This window comes from Paenibacillus campinasensis (genome assembly GCF_002272015.1).
In the GTDB taxonomy this organism is placed as follows: Bacteria; Bacillota; Bacilli; order Paenibacillales; family Paenibacillaceae; genus Paenibacillus_AQ; species Paenibacillus_AQ campinasensis.
On record NZ_NPBY01000088.1, the window covers coordinates 1 to 21,586 of the forward strand.

Sequence of the window (21,586 nt, forward strand, 5' to 3'; positions counted from 1 at the left end):
ATGCAGAAAATAAGGTTATAAGGGCTAAAGAAATAAAATTACCAGACTTGAAAGATAATTATTATTATTCTGTTTCATTTGAACCTATTAATGACTCACAAAACAAATTTTATAAATTTAGAATAAGCACGAATGATACAGAGCCGGGACAAGCACCAACTATTTGGGCATCAACTACTCAAGTCTATAAGAAAGGTGCTTATTATCTTAATGGCATCAAACAAAATGCCACCTTAATGTTCAAAGTGGGATATACACCGGAAAATTTGGTCAAGGTGTCATACCTCAACGATCAATATATTTATGAGAATCTAGAAGCACTCCCGCGTGCCTACTTAATTAATCAAGTTAAATTTATTGAAAATCCGGATGAAATATTATTACAAATGGCTGAAGGAGGAGCCTATAATACGGCTTATATTGAAGAGCCAATAAACAGTAATTCCTTTTCTAATAATCAAACTCCAAAAATTATTGGCGTTGAGAACTTTACTGACCATGGAAATAAAATAACTATGGAAGTGAATGTCATAGACAAACAGTTTTTAGTGTTAACTGATAATTATTTGGAAGACTGGACTGCTTATATCGATGGCAAGGAAACAAAAGTATACCGAGCAAATTATATATTTAAAGGGATAGTGGTCCCTGAAGGGGAACATTCTATAACATTTAAGTATGAGCCTGAATATCTGAAGATTAGTTTAGTTGTCAGTGTTCTTTTCTATTTAATTGGGATCGGATGCTTCATAATTCTATCTTTACAGAAAAGGTTTAGAATTAAGATAAGGTGATATTAGAAAAATAAAATGAGGATAGATATATGAAACGTTACTACCGTCATATTGGTATAGCTATAGTAATTTTCTGTTTAGCTTTTTTTATGAAATACTTTATCGAAAATTATAATCAACTCCCCAAGATTAATTGGGGAGTTTATACATGGAGTAGTCTAGCTATAGCTATTGTTATATACACATGCAACCATTTATTAGGGAGTTTGGCATGGGCTAAACTAGTGAGGGCAACTGGCGAAACATTTACTATTAAAGATGCAGTTTTAGTATTCTCGTTATCTCAGTTTGCCAAGTATATTCCGGGGAATGTAGCGCAGCACATAGGAAAGTTAACTCTAGCAAAAACCTACAAACTAAAACTGCCTAATATCATTACTTCGATGGTTATGGAAATTGTACTGTTAGTTGTAACTGGAAGTGTATTATCTGCTGTTTTTTTCCCTTTTATATCTGATCAATATTTTAGTGAGATTATTGGCATTCCTCCACTATGGAGTTTTTTTGTTATTTTAATATGTGTGATCGTCGCTCCGTTTATATTATTTAGGTTTATCAATAATAACCGTTTTCTAAAAAAAAGGATTGGGGAAGATAAAATACTCATCCCTCATACTAAAGTGGTCGTAGAATGTATTCTATATTATGCTTTAGGATTTATTTTAATGGGTTTGCTAACAGGAATAATTGCAAAATCTTTTTTTAATGTGGATGGAAATTACTATATATTATTAACAGGAGTTTATATAATCTCATGGATTGCCGGATATTTAATGCCCGGTGCGCCTGCGGGAATGGGGATAAGGGAGGTAATTCTTGTTACTGTCTTATCCATCGTCTTTACGCCAGCTGAAGCGGTTGGACTGACTGTTTTCATGCGTTTTATTTCTATAATAGGAGACTTGCTAATTTTTATAATCGCCTTATTAGTAAGGACTTTCCAAAAAAATAAAGTATCACTTGAAAGTTAGCGAGTAGGAGGGATTATGGATAAAACTCAGAAGGTGGGCGTTTGCTATTTTGGTTCTCATAAAAGGGATTATTCGAGGAACAATATAATTAGAAAGGGATTACTTCAGAATGGGATTGAGGTAATCGATTGCAGTTCTAGATGTAATGTGATGCTCAGATCCCTTGTATTGATATTTAAATTCTTGAAAATTTTTAAAAAAATTGACGTTATAATTGTTTCGGAAATGAGCCACGCTGCAATGCCTTGCGCCAAACTTTTGGCTCTCATATTTCGTAAGAGAATAATTTTTGACCCATTGATTTCTGCGTATGATACAATTGTGGAGGATCGAAAATTAATAAAAAAAGGTTCTTTATTGTCGAAGATTATTTTACAATTAGACAAAGCATGTATGAAAATGTCTGACACAGTTATAGCAGATACAGAAGAACATGCAGAATATTTCTCAAAACAAATGGGGATCAAAAAAAATAAGATCAAAGTTATCCCAGTTGGAGCAGATACTGATATCTATTATCCTTCTAAAACAAAATTCAAAGGCAACCAAAAGTTTTCAGTGCTTTTTCAAGGTACTTATATTCCGCTGCATGGTATTCGATATATCATTGAAGCAGCTGAACAATTAAAGAAGAATAAAGATATCCATTTCATCTTAATCGGTAAAGGTCAGGAATACGATGAAATAATGGCTAAAAGTAACAAGATGGAACTAGAGAATGTTACATTTCTCCCCATGCTTTCTCAGAGTGAATTGAGAGAACAAATTAATAAAAGTGATTTATGTTTGGGGATATTTGGTGAAACCAATAAAGCTAAAAGGGTTATCCCTAACAAGGTTTACCAATACTTGGCATGCTCAAAACCTATTATTACCGGGGAGAGCCAAGCTGTCAGGAGGCTGCTTCAACATGAGGAAAATGTATATTTTTGCGAAATGGCAAACGCAGAGGCGCTATCGAGAGCCATTCTAGCTCTAAAGGAAGATGTGCACCTAAGAGGAGAAATTGCTAGGAATGGCCATGAATTGTTTTTGAATCATTTTACACCTAATCATATAGGTGGGAAATTCTCAGAAGTTATTTATAGTGCATTGAACTAATGCAGTATATGGACTGAATTTGGAAGTGAGGGATCAAATTGAAGTTAATTATTCAAATTCCTTGTTTTAACGAAGAGGAGACGCTGCCGGTAACCATCCGGGATATCCCCAGGAAAATACCAGGAATTAGTGAAATAGAACTTTTAATTATCGATGATGGTAGCTCAGATAATACGATTAAAACAGCAAAAAGACTTGGAGTTAATCATATCGTTAGCTTCCCCAAAAATAGAGGGCTAGCGGAGGCTTTTAAAGCAGGTATTGATGCCTGTCTTAAACTAGGGGCTGATATCATTGTTAACACGGATGCCGATAATCAGTACAAGGGTAGTGATATTCCCAAATTGATTGCTCCAATTGTTAATGGTAATTATGAAATGGTTATCGGGGATCGTAAGACAGATACTATAGATCACTTTTCACCAGTGAAAAAGTTCTTTCAAAGATTTGGAAGCGGCGTGGTTAGGAAACTATCAAAGACTGATGTTCCTGATACTACCAGCGGATTTAGGGCCTATTCAAGGGAAGCAGCGCTCAAGCTGAATGTGGTTTCAGAATTCACCTATACTCTTGAAACGATAATTCAGGCTGGCCATAAGAAAATAGCTGTAGGGCATGTTGAAATTGGAACTAACGGAAAACTAAGAGAGTCTAGACTGTTCAAGGGGATGTTTAGTTACATACAAAGATCGGCTAAAACGATAATCCGCATATATACAATGTATCGCCCAATGCGGGTGTTCATGACGTCGGGTTTGATATCTGCCTCGATAGGAACGCTGATCGGCATTAGGTTCTTATTTTTTTATTTTGGAGGGAGTGGAGGCGGACATATCCAGTCTCTTATTCTGGCTGCTGTATTATTAATTGTAGGCTTCCAATTAGGTACCCTGGGGCTCATTGCTGATCTTATTTCTAGTAACCGGAAACTGCTTGAAGATGTATTATTTAGAGTGAAAAAACTAGAGTTAAATGAACATAGCAATAACACAAAAGAAGTTATTCAGAAAGTTAAGAATAACAAAATTTCATAAAGGTGACATTAGCGATGAATATAGCAGTTATAGGAACTGGTTATGTGGGTCTAACCTCAGGTGTTTGTTTTGCTGAATTGGGAAATAGTGTGGTATGTGTTGATATTGACGAGAAAAAGATTGATCGAATCAACAAAGGGCTTATGCCTATCTATGAACCAGGTCTTGAAGAACTCGTATCTAGCAATAAATCACAAAATCGCTTATTCTTTACGACAGACTTTAAAGTAGCGGTTCATAATGCAGATATTATAATAATTGCAGTAGGCACTCCTTCTTTGGAAGATGGAGATGTGGACGTTTCCTATGTCGAATCCGCAGCGAAAGAAATTGCTAAGTATATCAACAATTATAAAGTTATTGTCAATAAAAGTACCGTTCCTGTCGGAACTGGGGAATTAGTTAAAAATATTATAAAAAATACTGGTGGGGAACAAACACACTTTGATGTTGCTTCAGTACCTGAATTTCTAAGAGAAGGTACTGCTGTTAAAGACTTTTTCAACTCTGAAAGAATAGTGATAGGTACGGACAGTGAAAGAGCAAAGTCATTGTTAATGGAGCTTCATTCTCCGTTAAACACGTTTATTCATACTACTGATATTCGTAGTGCGGAACTCATTAAATATGCAGCCAATTCTTTTTTGGCGATGAAGATTTCATTTATTAATGAGATTGCTAATCTCGCAGAAACATTAGGTGGCGATATAAATGATATTGCTATAGGGATTGGTTCGGACTCAAGAATTGGTAAAAAGTTTCTTTCTGCTGGTATAGGTTTTGGAGGGGCTTGTTTTCCAAAAGACACGAAGGGTTTAATTAAGATGGCAGAAAAAGCTGGCCATGACTTTAAAATCATACAAGAAGTTGTCAATGTTAACAGCAATCAATATAAGAAGATGATTGAAAAGTTGAATTTGGAAATTGATAATATTGGGCAAAGTTCGATTGCAATTTTAGGACTAAGTTTTAAACCGAATACTGATGATATCAGGGAGGCACCATCAATTAAACTTATCAGTGATTTATTAACTTTATACCCAGGTGTTAAAATCAGGGTGTATGATCCTATTGCAATGTCTGCCGTACGTAATTCAATAGGCGAGAAAGTAGTATACTCTGAAAATATAGAACAGGCGGTGACCAATTGCGATGCCGCACTCATAGTTACGGAGTGGAATGAAATTATTGAATTTGGTCTAAAGAGTTATAAAAACCTTCTAAAACAACCTGTTATTATTGATGGCAGAAATTGTTTCGATTTGGTTAATGCGTATAATCTAGGAATAACGTACCACAGTATTGGTAGGAAACCAGTTATCGCTGAAAGGCAAGAAGTATTCTAATTTATGAAAAGAGGGATCAACTTGAAAGGCATAATTCTGGCAGGGGGTACGGGTTCACGCTTGTACCCATTAACAAAAGTAACTAATAAACATCTACTTCCTGTTGGGAAGTACCCAATGATATTTCACGCTGTACATAAGCTCAAGCAGGCTGATATACAAGATATCCTCATTGTAACAGGCAAAGACCATATGGGTGATGTTGTTAACCTTCTCGGAAGTGGCCATGAGATGGGAGTTACCTTTACCTATAAGGTTCAAGATGAGGCTGGCGGGATTGCGCAGGCACTCGATTTAGCTGAGCAATTCGTCGGTAATGATCAAATGGTCGTGATTCTTGGCGACAATGTTTTTGAAGATGACATTTTACCATTTGTCGATAATTTCCGGAAACAGAAGTCCGGCGCAAAAATATTAATTCAAGAGGTGTCTGACCCAACACGATTTGGAGTCCCTGAATTGGATGGTGACCGCATCGTTTCAATTGAAGAAAAGCCAAAACAGCCGAAGTCAAATTACGCTGTTACAGGAATTTATATGTTTGATCACACGGTTTTTGATATCATTAAAACTCTTAAGCCTTCTGCTCGTGGAGAATTGGAAATCACGGACGTTAATAATGCATATATTGAACGTGGACAGCTGACGTTTGATCTATTGCGAGGTTGGTGGACAGATGCAGGGACTCACGCATCATTAGCCCGAGCGCATGAATTGGCACAGAATATCGTATTTGGGGAAGAGTTCGGTAAGCTTAAACTATAGTTAGAGTGAGGAGGAAATGCGATGAAACATACTCCTTTAAGGCTACAAGGTTCTTGTGTGCTCGAACCGGTGGTACATGGAGATCACCGGGGTTTTTTTATGGAAAGTTATAATGATGCAGTAATGCGGAAGATTGGTCTGGATTTTGATTTTATTCAAGACAATCAATCACTTTCTGCCGAGCCGGGAGTACTCCGGGGGTTGCACTACCAACTAAATCCAAAAGCGCAGACGAAATTAATACGGGTACTTACTGGTGCGATTTACGACGTAATCTTGGATATCCGAAAAGGATCTCCTACTTATGGTCAGTGGGTTGGAGTTATTCTTAGCGAATTCAATAAACGTCAGCTTTTGGTTCCTAAAGGCTTTGCACATGGATTTTGTACCCTTGTTCCAAATACCCAAGTTCTTTACAAAGTGGATGAATATTATTCGCCTGAACATGACCGCGGAATATTATGGAATGATCCGGCTCTAAATATTGACTGGCCAGTGAGTGAACCTTTGCTTTCGGAGAAAGACCGGAAGCATCCAACATTCGCGGAAGCGGAAATGAATTTCGATTAGGAGGATTTTTCTCATGAAGTTGCTAGTTACCGGCGGTGCTGGGTTTATCGGCAGTAACTTTGTATTATATATGCTTAAACAGTATCCGGATTATCAAATAATTAATGTGGATGCCCTGACCTATGCTGGAAATCTTGAAAACTTGAAATTGGTCGAAGGCAATTCGAATTATACGTTCGTGAAGGCCGACATTACGGATTCAAAGACAATCGATGAATTAGTCGGCCAGGGCATTGACGTCGTAGTCAACTTTGCCGCTGAGTCCCATGTCGATCGCAGTATTCTGGAGCCAGAAGTGTTTGTCAATACGAATGTTCTCGGCACTCAGGTACTGCTGGATGCAGCTAAAAAGTACGGCGTTACCAAGTTCGTTCAAGTATCCACGGATGAAGTTTATGGATCGCTTGGGGAGACAGGATTATTCTCCGAGACAACGCCTTTGGCTCCAAACAGTCCATATTCGGCGAGCAAGGCCGGGGGAGACCTTCTTGTCAGAGCCTATCACGAGACGTTTGGGCTGCCGGTGAATATTACTCGGTGTTCTAACAACTATGGACCTTATCAGTTTCCTGAGAAGCTGATTCCGCTCATGATCTCCCGGGCACTAAAAGATGAATCCTTACCGATCTATGGCGATGGTTTGAACATCCGTGATTGGCTTTATGTCGAAGATCATTGCAGCGCGATCGATCTTGTCATTCATAAGGGACGTCTCGGCGAGGTTTACAACATCGGCGGCAATAACGAGCGCACGAACATTCATATCGTCCAAACCATTCTCAAGGAGCTCGGGAAGCCGGAATCGTTGATTACTTATGTTGAAGACCGTCCTGGTCATGATCGCCGCTATGGAATTGATCCGACGAAGATTACGGAGGAGCTGGGCTGGAAGCCGAAGCATAACTTTGAGACCGGCATCAAGGAAACAATTCAATGGTATTTGGATAATCAGGACTGGTGGACCCGAATTCAGTCGGGTGAATACCGGCAGTATTTAACGCAGCAATACGGCACCCGCCTCGGTGACAAGCAATGAAGGTATTGATCACTGGAGCGCAGGGGCAGCTTGGGCAGGATGTGACGTCGATATGCGGCCAAGCCGGGTTAGAGGTGACCTCTTGTTCCCGAGCTGAGTTGGATATTACGGATGAGGATCAATGCCTGCAGGTAGTTACTGGACATCGCCCTGATTGCATCATCCATTGTGCTGCTTATACAGCCGTGGATGCCGCAGAAAGCGACCTAGATGGGGCATTTCGGGTTAATGCTATAGGCACTCGAAATGTGGCGATGGCGGCCGAGAGAGTGGGCTGTAAGCTTGTATATATCAGTACGGATTATGTGTTTAACGGGCACAGCGATAAGCCATACCAGGAATATGATCTGGTCGATCCCCAAACAGTGTATGGAAAGTCTAAATATGCCGGGGAGCAGATAGTCCGAGATTTCTGCACCCGTTGGTTTATTGTCCGGACCTCCTGGGTGTTTGGAATCCATGGGAGCAATTTCGTCAAAACAATGCTGCGACTGGGTCAGGAAAAGCCGCTTCTTCAGGTGGTCCATGACCAGAAGGGCTCACCCACGTATACTGTTGACTTAGCGCGCTTCCTAGTTAACTTGATCTCAACGGAGAAGTATGGTATCTACCATGCCTCGAATAGCGGCTCTTGTACGTGGTTTGAGTTTACGGAAGCCATTTTTACGGAGGCGAAAAAAGAATTAAACCTGACCATAACTGCCAAGCTTGAGCCGTGCACGACAGAGCAGTTCCCGAGACCTGCCAAACGTCCTTCGAATTCCGTAATGGAGCATCTTGCGATTCGCGTTAACGATTTGGAAGAGCTGCCTCATTGGAAGGACGGATTAAGGCGGTTTATGCTGGAAATGAAACAGCAACCTGATCTATACTTGTAGTAAATCCTAAAGACCTGATATGGATGCAGGTCTTTTTTGTTATCCCGGAGGTTTTAGTTGAGATGAAGAAGGTACAGGTGTTACTGTCCGCCTACAATGGGGAGCATTATATAGCAGAGCAAATCAATAGTATTATTCACCAAAGCTATCCCCATATCTCGATTCTTATTCGGGATGACGGGTCCTCTGATCGGACAATGGAAGTGATTCAGGCATTGGTTAAGACTTATCCGGAGCGAATCAAAGTGATCCAAGGGAGGAACGTTGGCGTTGTCGCCAGCTTTTTAGAACTGATGCGGGATTCGGATCCTCATGCAGATTATTACTGCTTCTGCGATCAGGATGATGTATGGCTGGAGCACAAGGTGCAGTCGGCACTCGATAGAATGGAAGCTTCGATACATAACGGGTCGCCAGCTATGGTATTCACCTCAGTATACCTGACCGACAGTGAGTTAAACCGCAAGAGCAAGTGGCCTAAACCGCCTGAACGGGGTCCTTCCTATTTCAACGCCTTATACGAAAATATTGCAATAGGAGCAACGATCACGCTGAATAAATCGGCCAGGGATTTATTCATTCATAGTAAGAATCCGGACAGCAGCTGTGTATTGATGCATGATTGGTGGTTTTACTTACTTGTGTCAGCGTTTGGCACGGTGATCTATGATCATCACCCTTCCATGTTATATCGGCAGCACAACCATAACGTCGTCGGTGGTAGCGATACGTTGCTGGGCAAACTGAAAGGGAAGTGGGGTAGCTTCCGGAGGCATTTCGGGAAAGCTTTGCTTCAACGTCAGGCACAAGAGTTTTACCGTATCTATGGCAGCCGCTTAAGTGATGATCATAGAGAGCAGCTCGAGTTATTCATAGCGCCCCGTCGACGTATGCGTGATCGAATCAATTATATCAGGCACAGCAAGCTGCATAGGCAGTCCAGTCTTGAAAATTTATTATTTAAACTATTCATACTGATTGGATTTGTTTAGAAACTATTTAGGCAGTGTTCGACTCCATATAGCAGGAATTCTGTCTTGTACCGACATTCCTAACAAACTTTATGCTATAATGTCGATAGATTACTATATTTGTCAGGAGACATTAGCGTATGGATTTAAGCATCTTAATCGTGAACTACAACACCTGTCAGCTGACGGTGGACTGTTTGCGATCGGTATTCGCATCGGAGACCGGATATACATATGAAGTCATCGTGATCGACAACAATTCGAAAGATGCGTCCGTACAGACCCTTCGCGAGCAGTTCCCGCAAGTGAAGCTGATCGAGAATACGGAGAACACCGGATTTGCCAAGGCGAACAACCAGGGGATGGCGGTGTCGCAGGGGCGGTATGTGCTGCTGCTGAATTCCGACACGGTCATTCAAACGGATACGATTCAGACGATGGTCGCTTTTATGGATGAACATCCATCGGTGGGGGCTTCGGGCTGCAAAATCATACTCCCGGACGGTTCCCTCGACAAGGCCTGCAAAAGAGGCTTTCCTACGCCTTCCGCCTCCTTCTATTATGCATTCGGTTTGAGCAAGCTCTTTCCGAACAATCCGCGATTCAACCAGTACCAGCTCGGTTATCTGGATCCGGATCAGGAGTATCCGGTGGACTGCCTGGTCGGTGCGTTCATGCTGGTGCGCAAGGAGACGCTGGAGCAGGTTGGCGGGCTGGATGAGGCCTTTTTCATGTATGGAGAGGATATCGACTGGTGTTACCGGATTAAAGAGGCCGGCTGGGGCATTCACTATGTTCCCCGCACCACGATTATTCATTATAAAGGCGGGAGCGCGCGGCGACGCCCGTTCAAGATTATATACGAGTTCCATCGGGCGATGATTTTGTTCCATCGCAAGCATTACCGAAAGAAATACAACATATGGGTTAACGGGGCCGTTTATGCCGGAGTAGGGGTGAAGCTGGTGCTCTCCCTGCTGACGAATCGGCTGAAGCCGATTCGGCCGGCGACGATGTCCCAGACATCCTCTGGCGGAGTGGAGGTGAAATCATGATCCGTAAAAATCAAGGCTTTCTAACGAAGCTGTATATGCTGTCTGACTTTGCGCTGGTGCAGCTTTCTTTCCTGCTGGCCTGGTGGCTCAAATTCGAAAGCGGCTGGTTCCCGTACGAACAACCGCTGCCTGTCGGCACATATGGGATGTGGAGTCTGATCTATGGCGTCATTGCGGTGATGGTGGGGATCATGGTGTCCCTGTACTCGCCGAAGCGCAAGAAACGTTTTGCCGATGAATTCATGAAGATTTTCCAGGCGCACTTTATCGGCCTGTTCATTTTGCTTAGCGTGATGTTTTTCGTGAAGGAGATTAACATCTCCCGGATGTATCTGGGGATCTACATGATCCTGAACGTTGTGCTGATCATTCTGTATCGTTACTTCCTGAAGAAGGCGCTGCGCCATTTCCGGGAAAAAGGCTACAACCGCCAGTTTGTGCTCATCGTGGGTGCGGGCTCCCTGGGCAAAAGGTTCTTCCGGAACCTGCGCCAATACCCGGAGCTTGGGTACGAGGTCATTGGCTTCCTGGATGATTACCAGCAGTGGGGCGAGGCCGAATCCAAACGATTCAAGCCAATATTGGGCAAGGTCAGCGATCTTGCGCATGTATTGGACAACAAGCTGGTGGACGAGGTTGTACTTGCCCTGCCGCTTGATGCTCATCATAAGTACCCGGAGATTATCGAGACCTGTGAAAAAGCGGGCGTGCGCACCCTCATTATTCCGGATTTCTTCGACTATCTGCCTGCCCGGCCGACGTTTGACAACTTTGCCGGCATGCCGATGATCAATGTGCGGGATATTCCGCTCGACTTGACTGCGAACCGGCTGTTCAAGCGGGCGTTTGATATTGCATTCTCGCTGATTGCCATCATACTTACACTGCCGGTGATGATATTCATATACATCGGAATCAAGCTGACCTCGCCTGGGCCGGCGATCTTCAAGCAGGAGCGGGTCGGGCTGAACCGGCGCACATTCTATATGTATAAGTTCCGCTCGATGAAGCCGCTGCCGCCGGGTGTGGCTGATACGGGCTGGACGGTGGAGAATGATCCGCGCCGCACCAAATTCGGCTCCTTCCTGCGCAAGACGAGTTTGGATGAGCTGCCGCAGTTTTTCAACGTGCTGCTGGGTCATATGAGTGTGGTCGGGCCGCGGCCGGAGCGTCCTTACTTTGTTGAGCAGTTCAAGGAGGAAATTCCGAAGTACATGGTGAAGCACCATGTACGCCCGGGCATCACCGGCTGGGCACAGAGCAACGGCCTTCGCGGGGATACGTCCATTGAAGAGCGAATCAAACACGATATTTTCTATATCGAGAACTGGTCGATCCTGTTTGATATCAAAATCATTCTGCGCACGATCCGCAACGGCTTCAAGAATGCGTACTAGTCTTCCAGGCTTTGTGAATGCTGAGAGGCCGTCAGCCTCGGTTGCTGGCATCGTTGCTGATGAAATGACGAATATGAAAGATCCAATTTATGGGTTCGATGAGCCTGTCTCTCTCGATTAGAGAGTGGCGGGCTTTTTGAATTGAGGGTGTACTAATTCAGGTCGAATCTCCTAAACTGAGGGATAACATGTGTTCGCATGAAATACGAACATTGACTTGCTATGCCCTGCTGGCATAGACTTGATGAAGAGACAATACAGGGTGGGCTGGATATATCATTTCATCATTCAACTTATCCCCATCACCAGCTACTGAAGAACGTGGAGGTATGACGCTTGAAAGACTTGATACAATCCTGGAGGCATGTGTTTAAGCTGGATCCCGACAAGGAGATCGGAGATGACACGCTTGAAGCGGTATGCATGTCAGGCACGAATGCGATTATGGTAGGCGGCTCCACCGGAGTCACCTATGAAAATACCGTGGATCTCCTGTCCCGAATTCGCCGCTATGAGCTGCCATGCGTGCAGGAGGTATCCGATCTGGAAGCGGTTGTGCCAGGCTTTGATCTATATATGGTTCCGATGATTCTGAACACCGGGGATACCACCTGGATCATGGGGCGGCACCGGGAAGGCATTGAGCGCTACGGATACATGATACCATGGGAGCTGATTGTAACCGAAGGATACATCGTCCTGAACGGCGAGGCTGCGGTCGCCAAGCTGACCGGCGCCGATGTGTCTCTGGAGGCTGGCGCTGTCAGCGCCTATGCCCAGATTGCGGACAAGCTGATGCGGCTGCCGGTCCTCTATCTGGAGTACAGCGGCACTTTTGGCGATATGGACATCGTGCGGACCGTTGGCAGGAGCTTGGAGCAGGCTCGCCTGTTCTATGGCGGGGGAATTACGAACGCGGAACAGGCTGCCGAAGCAGCTGCCGCTGCGGATACCATCGTCGTTGGCAATATCGTGTACGACAATCTGGAGCAGGCGCTCGATACCGTCAAAGCGGTGAAAGGCTGAACCTGACCTGTTTTTATTTTCTATTCTATACCTATGCTAGGAGGCAAGCTCTATGTTTTCCATTGACATACATGAGGCGATCAAGCGTCTCAATCCCCAGCAGCGCCAAGCCGTGGAGGCTACGGACGGACCGCTGCTCATCATGGCCGGAGCCGGTTCAGGCAAGACGCGGGTGCTGACACACCGGATCGCTTACCTGATTGCTACGCGCAAGGCGGCGCCGTGGAGCATACTGGCCATCACCTTTACGAACAAAGCCGCGCGCGAGATGCAGGAGCGGGTATCCAAGCTTGTCGGCAGGGAAGGCCAGGATATTTGGGTATCGACCTTCCACTCGATGTGTGTTCGTATTTTGCGGAGAGATATTGAACGGATTGGATTCACCTCCAATTTCAGCATTTTGGATTCCACCGATCAGCTGTCGGTCATCCGCAATGTGATGAAGAACCTGAACATTGATCCGAAGAAATTTGAGCCCAAGGCCGTTCAGGCGGCGATGAGTGCCGCGAAGAACGAGCTGGTTACCCCGCAGCAGTATGAACAGAAGGTTGGGGACTATTTTGAGAGCATTGTGGCCCAGGTGTACACCGAATACCAGAAGCGCCTCAAGAGCAACAACTCGCTCGATTTCGATGATCTGATCATGGCCACGATCCAGCTGTTTAAGGAAGAGCCTGAGGTGCTGGATTTCTATCAGCGCAAGTTCCAGTACATCCATGTGGATGAGTACCAGGATACGAACCGGGCCCAATATATGCTCTGCCGGATGCTGGCGGACAGCCATCACCGGATCTGCGTCGTGGGGGACAGTGACCAGTCGATTTACCGCTGGCGGGGTGCGGATATTACCAATATCCTCAATTTTGAAGAGGACTATCCCGAAGCGAAGACGATTATGCTTGAGCAGAACTATCGTTCGACCTCGAACATTCTGGATGCAGCTAACGCGGTCATTAACCTGAATACGGGCCGTAAGCCGAAGAAGCTGTGGACCGAGCAGGGCGAAGGCGAGAAGATCAAAGTGTTCCGCGGCGATACGGAGCATGATGAAGGGTATTTTGTCACCTCGGAGATCAGCAAGAACGTCAACGCAGGCAAAAGCTATCAGGATCACGCCATCTTGTACCGCACCAATGCGCAGTCCCGGGTCATCGAGGAAATTCTGATCAAGTCGGACATTCCGTATCAGATTGTCGGCGGCATCAAGTTCTATGATCGCAAAGAGATTAAGGATATTTTGGCTTATTTGCGCCTCCTCTCCAACCCGGATGATGATATCAGCTTGACCCGGATTATTAATGTGCCGAAACGAAGCATCGGGGACACGACCGTAGCCAAGCTGGCGACGGCGGCGGCAGAGCGGGGGATGTCCATCTACCGCGTGCTGGAAATCGTCGATGATCTTGGTTTTGCAGGCCGTACACGCAATGCGCTGGTCAACTTCTATGATATGATCTCCGCGCTGAATCGCATGGTGGAGTTCCTGTCCGTTACCGAGCTTACGGAAAAAATGCTGGAAATGTCGGAATACCGGCTGGAGCTGCAGAACGAGAATACGATCGAATCCCGGTCACGCCTTGAGAACATTGACGAGTTCCTGTCGGTCACGCAGGAGTTTGAGAAGAATAACGAAGACAAGTCGCTGGTCTCCTTCCTGACCGATCTTGCGCTCATCGCGGATATCGATACGATGAATGATGATGAAGAGGATCGCAGCGATGCGGTTGTGCTGATGACGATGCACAGCGCGAAGGGGCTGGAGTTCCCGTATGTGTTCATTATTGGCATGGAGGAAGGGGTATTCCCGCACAGCCGGGCTTTTATGGATCATGAGGAATTGGAAGAGGAGCGCCGCCTGGCTTATGTCGGCATTACCCGTGCGGAGAAGCAGCTGTTCCTGTCCTGTGCCCGCATGCGGACGCTGTTCGGCCGCACGACGGCCAACCCGCCTTCACGCTTCCTGGATGAAATCCCGGATGAGCTGAAGGAGGACACGCAGGTGGCGCATGACCGCTATCGCCGCGGTGGCGGCAGCAATCTTGGCGGCTCATACGCCGGCCGTGGGTTTAACAGCGGCGGTGGCAGCAACTTTGGCGGAGGGAATCGAGCACGTGATCTTTCGCTTGGCGGCAGTACAGCTTCTGCCCCAGCTCGCTCAGCCGCTCCGAACAGCCGTGTAACGGTCACGACCGGTGGGGCGGCCCACCAGAAAGCCGGGGAAAGCTCGGGAGCCGGGGAATTCAAGGCTGGCGATAAAGTGGCCCATGGCAAATGGGGAACAGGTACGATCGTATCGGTGAAGGGCTCCGGCAATGATATGGAGCTGCAGATTGCCTTCCCGGCACCGGTCGGTGTGAAGCGGCTATTAGCCGGATTTGCTCCGATTACGAAGGTGGAGTAGTAAGCCACGTAGATGAACGGACACAACGGACACTAGACCCTATTATATAGGGAATGTTAAACAGGGAAGTGCGCGACGATGCGGCACTTCCCTGTTTATATTTGCATCCATATCTGGTATGACGCATGACAGGATGTGACTGTCATCCCATAGCATATCGCTCAACACGATGAGCACGCATGTAATCGGCCCCAATCCAATCTATCCCACCGTATTACTGTAGCTCGGAACAAGCCAGGTCTCCCCCTAAATTTCGGCTCACCATGGCATAGGCCTACATAGCCGCATATGGTCGACCGACCGCATCATGCAGCGAAACTCCGCACCCTGGGAGCTGCGCGTGGTGCGAACTCGCCCTCAGTTAAGTCGTCTCCCCGACAACCAGTTCCACATCCAAAATTGTGGTGTTATTAATGTCCCCGGGCTCTTTCTCGATCATTTGGATCAGCGTATTAAGCAGCAGCCGTCCGATACGGTCGATCGGTTGTTTGATCGTGGTTAATTTCGGATTTTGCAGCATGCGGGTGAAGGTGTGATGGTCATACCCGACAATCTTTAGTTGCTCAGGGACTTTTATTCCTTGCTGTTGGGCATAGATATAAAGTGCGTAGGCCACGATATCATTACTGCAGAATACCCCGTCATATCCGGTCAGCTCAACCGACGACAGCTCATGGGTGATGAAATCCCAGAAATAGTCGAAGGTCAGCTTATTGCGGGCTCCCTGAATGAAATCGTATTCGACGCCATGTTTCATGCAGGTGAGAATAAAGGCGTCTCCCCGCCGGTTAGATAGCATGTCGAGATCCAGCGGCCCCGAGATATGCAGTATTTTCTTGCAGCCCTGCTTGATCAAGTGTTCGGTTGCTAACTCGCCCCCGCGATAATTGTCTGAACCGATGCACGGAATGTTGGGAGAGATCATTCGGTCAAATGATACTATAGGCAGCGCAACCTTCTTATACTGTTCGATATCCAGCGTGTGGCTGCACATAATAATTCCGTCCACCTGGTTTTGCCGGAGCATGTTGATATAATTCGCTTCCTTTTCGGGATCGTCGAGCGAATTGCATACGAGCACTTTGTAATTTCGTTCATTGGCCAGAATCTCAATATATTTAATCAATTCGGAGAAAAACGGATGATTGGAATCCGGAACAATGACCCCGATGAAAAAGGTCTGGCTTCTTTGCAGGGCCCTGGCAATTTGATTGGGATGATAATCAACCTCTTGCATAGCCCACTCGACTTTTTTGCGGGTATCCTTGCTGATATAGCCTCGGTTGTTGATGACCCGCGATACAGTGGTGACGGAAACCCCGGCCTTTTTGGCCACATCTTTAATGCTTGTCATATGATCATCCTTTTTTAGTTTATAGCCTATTTTTTAATTCTAGAGTGATGGTGTATTTCCTTTTTCAACTATAGCATGATTGTGTTAACGTTACCACATAATTATGTCATATACGCCACAACGGCATAATAAAACACCTAAAATAAAGAAGTTTTTTATGTGAAAACGTTTGACATAAAATCTAAAAGTAATATAATAGGCATGAGCTCACATCAATCTAACTTAAAAATGCCAGATTGGGGGAAGACACATGAAAATGAGGAAATGGGCGTCTTTATCGCTTGCCACGATCATGCTTACAGCAGTTTTGTCGGCTTGCGGGGGAGGCGGAAAGGCGAATGAAGAGGGTCAGACAGGAGATTCAACATCCAACAAGCCGGTAGATATCACGGTGTTGGTCGGCAAGGAAGAAATTGCTAAGCCGTTCGAAGAGATGGTCCGGGAATACAACGAGCTGCAGGATCAGGCCAAGGTAACGATTATTCCGTTAGCCGGGGCGAATGGATATGAGAGAATGTCAACGCTGTATGCATCCAACAATGCTCCGACTGTGATCAGTATCGGCCAGGAATTGCCGCTGATGCAGGACAAGTTGCTCGATTTGTCGGATCAGGAGTGGGTACAGCATGCGTCAGCAGGCACACTGGACTATGCCACCTTTGACGACAAGGTATTAGGAATGCCGATGGCTGTTGAAGCATTTGGCTTTATTTATAACAAGGCTGTGCTGGATGAAGTGAGCGGCGGCAGCTTTGATCCAGACAGCGTAAGAACTGTCGATGACTTGAAAGCGCTTTTCGAGAAAATTGAAGCGAGCGGAATGGCTCCGATAACGGTCAGCCCGTTGGATTGGTCGCTTGGTGCCCATTTTGCCAACATTATGTTCACGAATCAGTCTGCTGACCGCGATGAGCGCCATCAGTTTCTTGAGGAGATCAAGAATGGTGCTGTTGACCTCGAGAACAACGCGGTGTTTAACGGATGGATGGATACGTTCGATCTGATGAAAGCGTACAACTCGGCGAAGAACGCGCCGCTCGCGGCTCAATATGACGAAGCGCCGCTGTATCTGGCCGATGGTCAAGCTGCCATGTGGTTTATGGGCAACTGGGCTTATCCGCAAATCAAGGAAGCTGATCCGGACGGAGAGTATGGCTTCTTGCCGGTGCCGATCAGCAATAACCCTGACGATTATGGAAACAGTCAGATTTCCGCAAGTGTTTCCTTGTACTGGGCGATTGACAAAGAACAGTCCACACCTGAACAACAAGCTGCAGCTAAGGACTTCCTGAACTGGATGATCGGCAGTGAGAAAGGTCAAGATTATTACGTTAACCAATTCAGTGCCATCCCAGCATTCACGAATTTCCAGATCCAGCCGGAAGACAGTCTGTCTCAATCCGTGTTGTATTACATGGATAACGAACGGACGCTGGAGTGGATGAACCTGTACTTCCCGCCAGACGGCTTCCCAACGATGGGAGCGTCGTTGCAGAAGTATTTGACCGACAACTTGGATCGGGCTGGCGTTGCGAAGGAATTTGAAGATTATTGGAAGACGAAGGAATAAAACCGCATGATTCGGAGGGGTAAGCCACTTGGCTTATCCCCTGCTGTATATTGAGAACCCTTCTTGAAGGAGCGTCCACAAACATGTATAACGAGAAAACTTGGTTAGGGAAGTTGAAGGTGTTCGGGCTGTTTGCGGCTGTGCCGCTGTTTGTGTTTTTTACAGTTGTCATTCTGCCCTTTTTGGCAGGTTTATTCATGACACTGACAAACTGGACCGGGACCGGCAGTTATGAATTTACGGGTCTAAGCAATTATGTCGTGGCATTGCGGGATTCCGTGTTCTGGGATTCGATGTGGCTGACGCTGAAATACGTACTCTTTACGTTGCTGTTGACCAATGTGCTTGGCTTTGGCCTTGCTCTGCTCGTCACCAGCGGGCTGCGCAGCCAGAACTTTTTCCGGGCCGGATTTTTCACGCCGAACTTGATCGGCGGAATTATTCTTGGCTTTGTCTGGCAGTTTATTTTCACCCGGGTCCTTGTATACTTGGGAACCGAATTTAACCTTGGCATATTCTCATCATCCTGGCTTGCCGATCCTGGCACGGCATTCTGGTCACTCGTCGTGGTTGGTGTATGGCAGAATGCGGGCTACATGATGCTGATTTATATCGCTGGTCTTACGGGAATCTCTGCTTCGCTGACCGAAGCGGCTAACCTGGACGGTGCCAGCTACTGGAAGCAGCTGACGCGGATTCGCATTCCACTGATGGTGCCTGCCTTTACAATCAGCCTCTTCCTGACATTGCAGCGCAGTTTCATGGTTTATGATACGAACCTGTCTCTGACCCGGGGCGGACCATACCGTTCAACAGAGATGATTGCCATGCATGTCTATAACGAGGCATTTGTTTATCAAAATTATGGACCGGGCCAGGCGAAGGCGTTTGTGTTGTTCTTGATTGTCGCCTTAATTGCCATCCTTCAGGTTAGAGCGATGAAAAAGGTGGAGGTGGAAGCATGATGAGCGGCAAAACGGGAAAAAGAATTCTCTTGTTTATTGTGAGTTTGCTGTTTCTGGCCGTGTTTATTTTTCCGCTGCTTATGATTTTTCTGAATTCCATGAAATCACGTCTGGATATTGTGCGAGATCCGCTGGGCCTGCCCACGGAACTGAGCTTTGTGAATTACAAAGAGGCCTATATGACGATGAATTTCTCGCATGCGCTGATGAATTCCGTGATCGTTACGGTGCTCTCAGTCGCTCTGATTATCGTATTATCGGCGATGCTGGCTTATTTTCTAGTCCGCTGGAATTGGAAAATCAATAATTACATTCTGATGATTCTGGTATCGTCGATGATCATTCCGTTCCAGGCGGTCATGATTCCGTTTGTGTCGATTTTTGGCGAATTGAACATGCTGAACAGCAAATGGTGGCTGGCTTATTTTTATCTCGGCTTTGGCCTTTCACTGGCTACATTTATGTACCATGGCTTCGTTAAAGGGGTCCCGAAGGAGTTGGAGGAGGCCGCATTGATCGATGGCGCGGGGAAATTCCGGGTATTCGGCCAGGTGGTATTCCCGATCCTGAAGCCGATCTCGACGACGCTGGCGATACTGGACGTACTGTGGATTTGGAACGACTTCCTTCTGCCGTCACTCGTGCTGATCTCGGAAGAGGATCGAACCTTGCCGCTGTCCACGTTCTATTTCTTCGGGAAATATACATCGGATTATGGCGTGGCCATGGCAGCCCTTGTATTGTCCATCATTCCGGTCATCATATTTTATCTCTTTATGCAAAAACAAATTATTCAAGGTGTCGTTGAAGGAGCAGTTAAATAATGTCATATAAACCAATGGATTTTTCGAACGATTCCATCGCCAGGGCTGAAGCGTATCTGGAGCAGGTGAGACCCGCGGCTGAAGCGAGCCGCTGGAAACCGAAGTATCATGTGTCTGCCCCGGCCAACTGGCTGAGCGACCCCAACGGTTTTTGCCGGTTCAAAGGCGAATACCACTTGTTCTATCAGCACCATCCATACGCTCCCAAGTGGGGGAACATGTACTGGGGGCATATGAAAAGCCGGGATCTGGTTCGCTGGGAGCATATGCCAACCGCTTTGGCGCCGGATCAAGACTATGACAAGGACGGTTGTTTTTCCGGGAGTGCGATGGAGAAGGACGGGAAGCTGTATTTGCTGTATACGGGGAACGTTTGGACCGGATCGGACTGGACGCGCGATTTGCAGCAGGTGCAGTGCGCGGCGGTCAGCGAGGACGGTGTCACTTTCACGAAGGTGCCGCAAAATCCATTGATCTCGTCCGCACCTTCGGGGGATATCCATCCCAATCATTTTAGAGATCCGAAAGTGTGGCGGCAAGGCGAGTATTACTATTTTGTCCTGGGCTCGCGAAGCCGCAGTGATCGGGGGCAGGCGCTGCTGTACCGTTCCTCTACGCTGCTGGATTGGGAGTTTGTCAGTATATTGGCGCAAGGGGACGCACGCTTGGGTTACATGTGGGAATGCCCTGATCTGTTTGCCTTGGATGATAAGCATGTGCTTATCATTTCTCCAGAGGGGATGGCACCGGAGGGCGATCTGTACCACAACAAAAGCCAATCGGGCTATCTCGTAGGGAAGTTTGATGAAGAGCGCGGCACGTTTGAACATGGTGATTTTCATTTGCTGGATTATGGATTTAACTTTTACGCGCCACAGACTACGCTCGACGACCAAGGGCGCCGGGTCATGGTAGGCTGGATGTCCATGTGGGATGACGAGATGCCGGAGAAGGCTGATCAATGGGCGGGCATGATGACCATGCCTAGAGTTATTACGATGAAAGATAATCAGGTACTGAGCATGCCGCATCCAGAGCTCTCCCAGCTGCGGGGAGCAATCATTGCGTATAATGACATCACGCTAATAAATGAAGTGAACTTGGAAGGTGTTCGCGGGCATTGCCTGGAGCTGGAACTGAAGGTTCGTGCAGAAGAAGGCTCGGTGTTCGGTCTGAAATTCGGCTGCAGCGAAGACGGCACGGAGGAAACAGTGCTGACCTATGACGGCCGGGAGGGGAAACTGATTCTGGACCGCACGCGTTCTGGACAGGGTCCAGGGGGAGTTCGCAAGGCCCCGGTGCAGTTGCGGGATGGGCGACTGGTTCTGCGCATCTTTATCGATCAGTCCTGCGCCGAAATATTTGTGGGCGATGGCGAGCTGGCGATGAGTGCCAGATTCTATCCAGGCGAAGCCTCGGACCGCATCGTGTTGTTTGGCGACGGCTCTGCCGTTGTGGAACAACTGGATAAATGGGAGATGAACAGCTGCTGGCTGTAATGATAGATGCATTGATTCTCTGAAGGAAT

General features: G+C 46.4%; 19 protein-coding genes. 18 read left to right on the top strand and 1 reads right to left on the bottom strand.

Annotated elements, in window-relative coordinates:
* From CHH67_RS23825 to pcrA, 14 genes are all read left to right on the top strand, one after another.
* Positions 1–794 (top strand): YfhO family protein (locus CHH67_RS23825; protein ID WP_144029312.1); only part of this gene is annotated, 794 nt, incomplete at its 5' end.
* 29 nt (positions 795–823) lie between these two features.
* Positions 824–1,765, top strand: a complete 942-nt coding sequence (locus CHH67_RS23830) for a lysylphosphatidylglycerol synthase transmembrane domain-containing protein (protein WP_095267865.1) — start codon at positions 824–826, stop codon at positions 1,763–1,765.
* A gap of 150 nt (positions 1,766–1,915) precedes the next feature.
* Positions 1,916–2,866: a glycosyltransferase family 4 protein gene (locus CHH67_RS23835; protein ID WP_280523067.1), complete on the top strand. Its 951-nt coding sequence runs from the start codon at positions 1,916–1,918 to the stop codon at positions 2,864–2,866.
* A 38-nt stretch (positions 2,867–2,904) separates the two neighbouring features.
* Positions 2,905–3,900, top strand: a complete 996-nt coding sequence (locus tag CHH67_RS23840) for a glycosyltransferase family 2 protein (RefSeq protein WP_095267867.1) — start codon at positions 2,905–2,907, stop codon at positions 3,898–3,900.
* Positions 3,901–3,914: 14 nt separating this feature from the next.
* On the top strand, positions 3,915–5,246 hold the full coding sequence (locus CHH67_RS23845) for a UDP-glucose dehydrogenase family protein (protein ID WP_095267868.1): 1,332 nt from the start codon (positions 3,915–3,917) through the stop codon (positions 5,244–5,246).
* A 21-nt stretch (positions 5,247–5,267) separates the two neighbouring features.
* Positions 5,268–6,011 carry a sugar phosphate nucleotidyltransferase gene (locus CHH67_RS23850; protein WP_095267886.1) on the top strand — a complete coding sequence of 248 codons (744 nt, stop codon included), beginning with the start codon at positions 5,268–5,270 and terminating at the stop codon, positions 6,009–6,011.
* 21 nt (positions 6,012–6,032) lie between these two features.
* A complete protein-coding gene (gene rfbC / locus CHH67_RS23855) occupies positions 6,033–6,581 on the top strand; it encodes a dTDP-4-dehydrorhamnose 3,5-epimerase (RefSeq protein WP_095267869.1) in 549 nt (182 codons plus the stop codon).
* Positions 6,582–6,594: 13 nt separating this feature from the next.
* On the top strand, positions 6,595–7,617 hold the full coding sequence (rfbB, locus tag CHH67_RS23860) for a dTDP-glucose 4,6-dehydratase (protein ID WP_095267870.1): 1,023 nt from the start codon (positions 6,595–6,597) through the stop codon (positions 7,615–7,617).
* Positions 7,614–8,495, top strand: a complete 882-nt coding sequence (gene rfbD, locus CHH67_RS23865) for a dTDP-4-dehydrorhamnose reductase (protein ID WP_095267871.1) — start codon at positions 7,614–7,616, stop codon at positions 8,493–8,495. Before rfbB ends, rfbD begins: the two co-directional genes overlap by 4 nt.
* 62 nt (positions 8,496–8,557) lie before the next feature.
* Positions 8,558–9,487 carry a glycosyltransferase family 2 protein gene (locus CHH67_RS23870; protein ID WP_095267872.1) on the top strand — a complete coding sequence of 310 codons (930 nt, stop codon included), beginning with the start codon at positions 8,558–8,560 and terminating at the stop codon, positions 9,485–9,487.
* 119 nt (positions 9,488–9,606) lie between these two features.
* Positions 9,607–10,521, top strand: coding sequence for a glycosyltransferase family 2 protein (locus tag CHH67_RS23875; RefSeq protein ID WP_095267873.1), 915 nt, complete (start codon positions 9,607–9,609; stop codon positions 10,519–10,521).
* Positions 10,518–11,918, top strand: a complete 1,401-nt coding sequence (locus CHH67_RS23880; protein ID WP_095267874.1) for an undecaprenyl-phosphate glucose phosphotransferase — start codon at positions 10,518–10,520, stop codon at positions 11,916–11,918. The genes CHH67_RS23875 and CHH67_RS23880 overlap by 4 nt, the downstream gene beginning before the upstream one ends.
* A gap of 336 nt (positions 11,919–12,254) precedes the next feature.
* Entirely contained in the window at positions 12,255–12,944 is a 690-nt protein-coding gene (pcrB, locus tag CHH67_RS23885) for a heptaprenylglyceryl phosphate synthase (RefSeq protein WP_095267875.1), read from the top strand.
* A 52-nt stretch (positions 12,945–12,996) separates the two neighbouring features.
* On the top strand, positions 12,997–15,345 hold the full coding sequence (pcrA, locus tag CHH67_RS23890) for a DNA helicase PcrA (protein ID WP_095267876.1): 2,349 nt from the start codon (positions 12,997–12,999) through the stop codon (positions 15,343–15,345).
* Between the two features lie 361 nt (positions 15,346–15,706).
* On the opposite strand, the gene CHH67_RS23895 is transcribed toward pcrA, so the two are convergent.
* Positions 15,707–16,699, bottom strand: a complete 993-nt coding sequence (locus CHH67_RS23895) for a LacI family DNA-binding transcriptional regulator (RefSeq protein WP_095267877.1) — start codon at positions 16,697–16,699, stop codon at positions 15,707–15,709.
* 292 nt (positions 16,700–16,991) lie between these two features.
* Here CHH67_RS23895 and CHH67_RS23900 point away from each other — a divergent pair, with 292 nt between their 5' ends.
* The 4 genes from CHH67_RS23900 to CHH67_RS23915 all read left to right on the top strand — a co-directional run bounded on the left by CHH67_RS23900 (position 16,992) and on the right by CHH67_RS23915 (position 21,557).
* Entirely contained in the window at positions 16,992–18,269 is a 1,278-nt protein-coding gene (locus CHH67_RS23900) for an ABC transporter substrate-binding protein (protein WP_244908314.1), read from the top strand.
* Between the two features lie 83 nt (positions 18,270–18,352).
* Complete coding sequence (locus CHH67_RS23905) at positions 18,353–19,234, top strand: carbohydrate ABC transporter permease (protein ID WP_095267878.1); 882 nt, start codon at positions 18,353–18,355, stop codon at positions 19,232–19,234.
* Positions 19,231–20,058 carry a carbohydrate ABC transporter permease gene (locus CHH67_RS23910; RefSeq protein ID WP_425320455.1) on the top strand — a complete coding sequence of 276 codons (828 nt, stop codon included), beginning with the start codon at positions 19,231–19,233 and terminating at the stop codon, positions 20,056–20,058. Before CHH67_RS23905 ends, CHH67_RS23910 begins: the two co-directional genes overlap by 4 nt.
* Positions 20,058–21,557 carry a glycoside hydrolase family 32 protein gene (locus tag CHH67_RS23915; protein WP_095267879.1) on the top strand — a complete coding sequence of 500 codons (1,500 nt, stop codon included), beginning with the start codon at positions 20,058–20,060 and terminating at the stop codon, positions 21,555–21,557. Before CHH67_RS23910 ends, CHH67_RS23915 begins: the two co-directional genes overlap by 1 nt.
* Positions 21,558–21,586 lie beyond the last annotated feature (29 nt).

Excerpts from the sequence above, each read along its gene's own strand:
- pcrA (WP_095267876.1), top strand. The coding sequence starts at position 12,997 with ATGTTTTCCATTGACATACATGAGGCGATCAAGCGTCTCAATCCCCAG.
- CHH67_RS23830 (WP_095267865.1), top strand. The coding sequence starts at position 824 with ATGAAACGTTACTACCGTCATATTGGTATAGCTATAGTAATTTTCTGT.
- CHH67_RS23880 (WP_095267874.1), top strand. The coding sequence starts at position 10,518 with ATGATCCGTAAAAATCAAGGCTTTCTAACGAAGCTGTATATGCTGTCT.
- CHH67_RS23900 (WP_244908314.1), top strand. The coding sequence starts at position 16,992 with ATGCTTACAGCAGTTTTGTCGGCTTGCGGGGGAGGCGGAAAGGCGAAT.
- CHH67_RS23915 (WP_095267879.1), top strand. The coding sequence starts at position 20,058 with ATGTCATATAAACCAATGGATTTTTCGAACGATTCCATCGCCAGGGCT.
- CHH67_RS23875 (WP_095267873.1), top strand. The coding sequence starts at position 9,607 with ATGGATTTAAGCATCTTAATCGTGAACTACAACACCTGTCAGCTGACG.
- CHH67_RS23905 (WP_095267878.1), top strand. The coding sequence starts at position 18,353 with ATGTATAACGAGAAAACTTGGTTAGGGAAGTTGAAGGTGTTCGGGCTG.
- rfbB (WP_095267870.1), top strand. The coding sequence starts at position 6,595 with ATGAAGTTGCTAGTTACCGGCGGTGCTGGGTTTATCGGCAGTAACTTT.
- CHH67_RS23895 (WP_095267877.1), bottom strand. The coding sequence starts at position 16,699 with ATGACAAGCATTAAAGATGTGGCCAAAAAGGCCGGGGTTTCCGTCACC.
- CHH67_RS23870 (WP_095267872.1), top strand. The coding sequence starts at position 8,558 with ATGAAGAAGGTACAGGTGTTACTGTCCGCCTACAATGGGGAGCATTAT.
- rfbD (WP_095267871.1), top strand. The coding sequence starts at position 7,614 with ATGAAGGTATTGATCACTGGAGCGCAGGGGCAGCTTGGGCAGGATGTG.
- CHH67_RS23845 (WP_095267868.1), top strand. The coding sequence starts at position 3,915 with ATGAATATAGCAGTTATAGGAACTGGTTATGTGGGTCTAACCTCAGGT.
- rfbC (WP_095267869.1), top strand. The coding sequence starts at position 6,033 with ATGAAACATACTCCTTTAAGGCTACAAGGTTCTTGTGTGCTCGAACCG.
- CHH67_RS23910 (WP_425320455.1), top strand. The coding sequence starts at position 19,231 with ATGATGAGCGGCAAAACGGGAAAAAGAATTCTCTTGTTTATTGTGAGT.
- CHH67_RS23835 (WP_280523067.1), top strand. The coding sequence starts at position 1,916 with ATGCTCAGATCCCTTGTATTGATATTTAAATTCTTGAAAATTTTTAAA.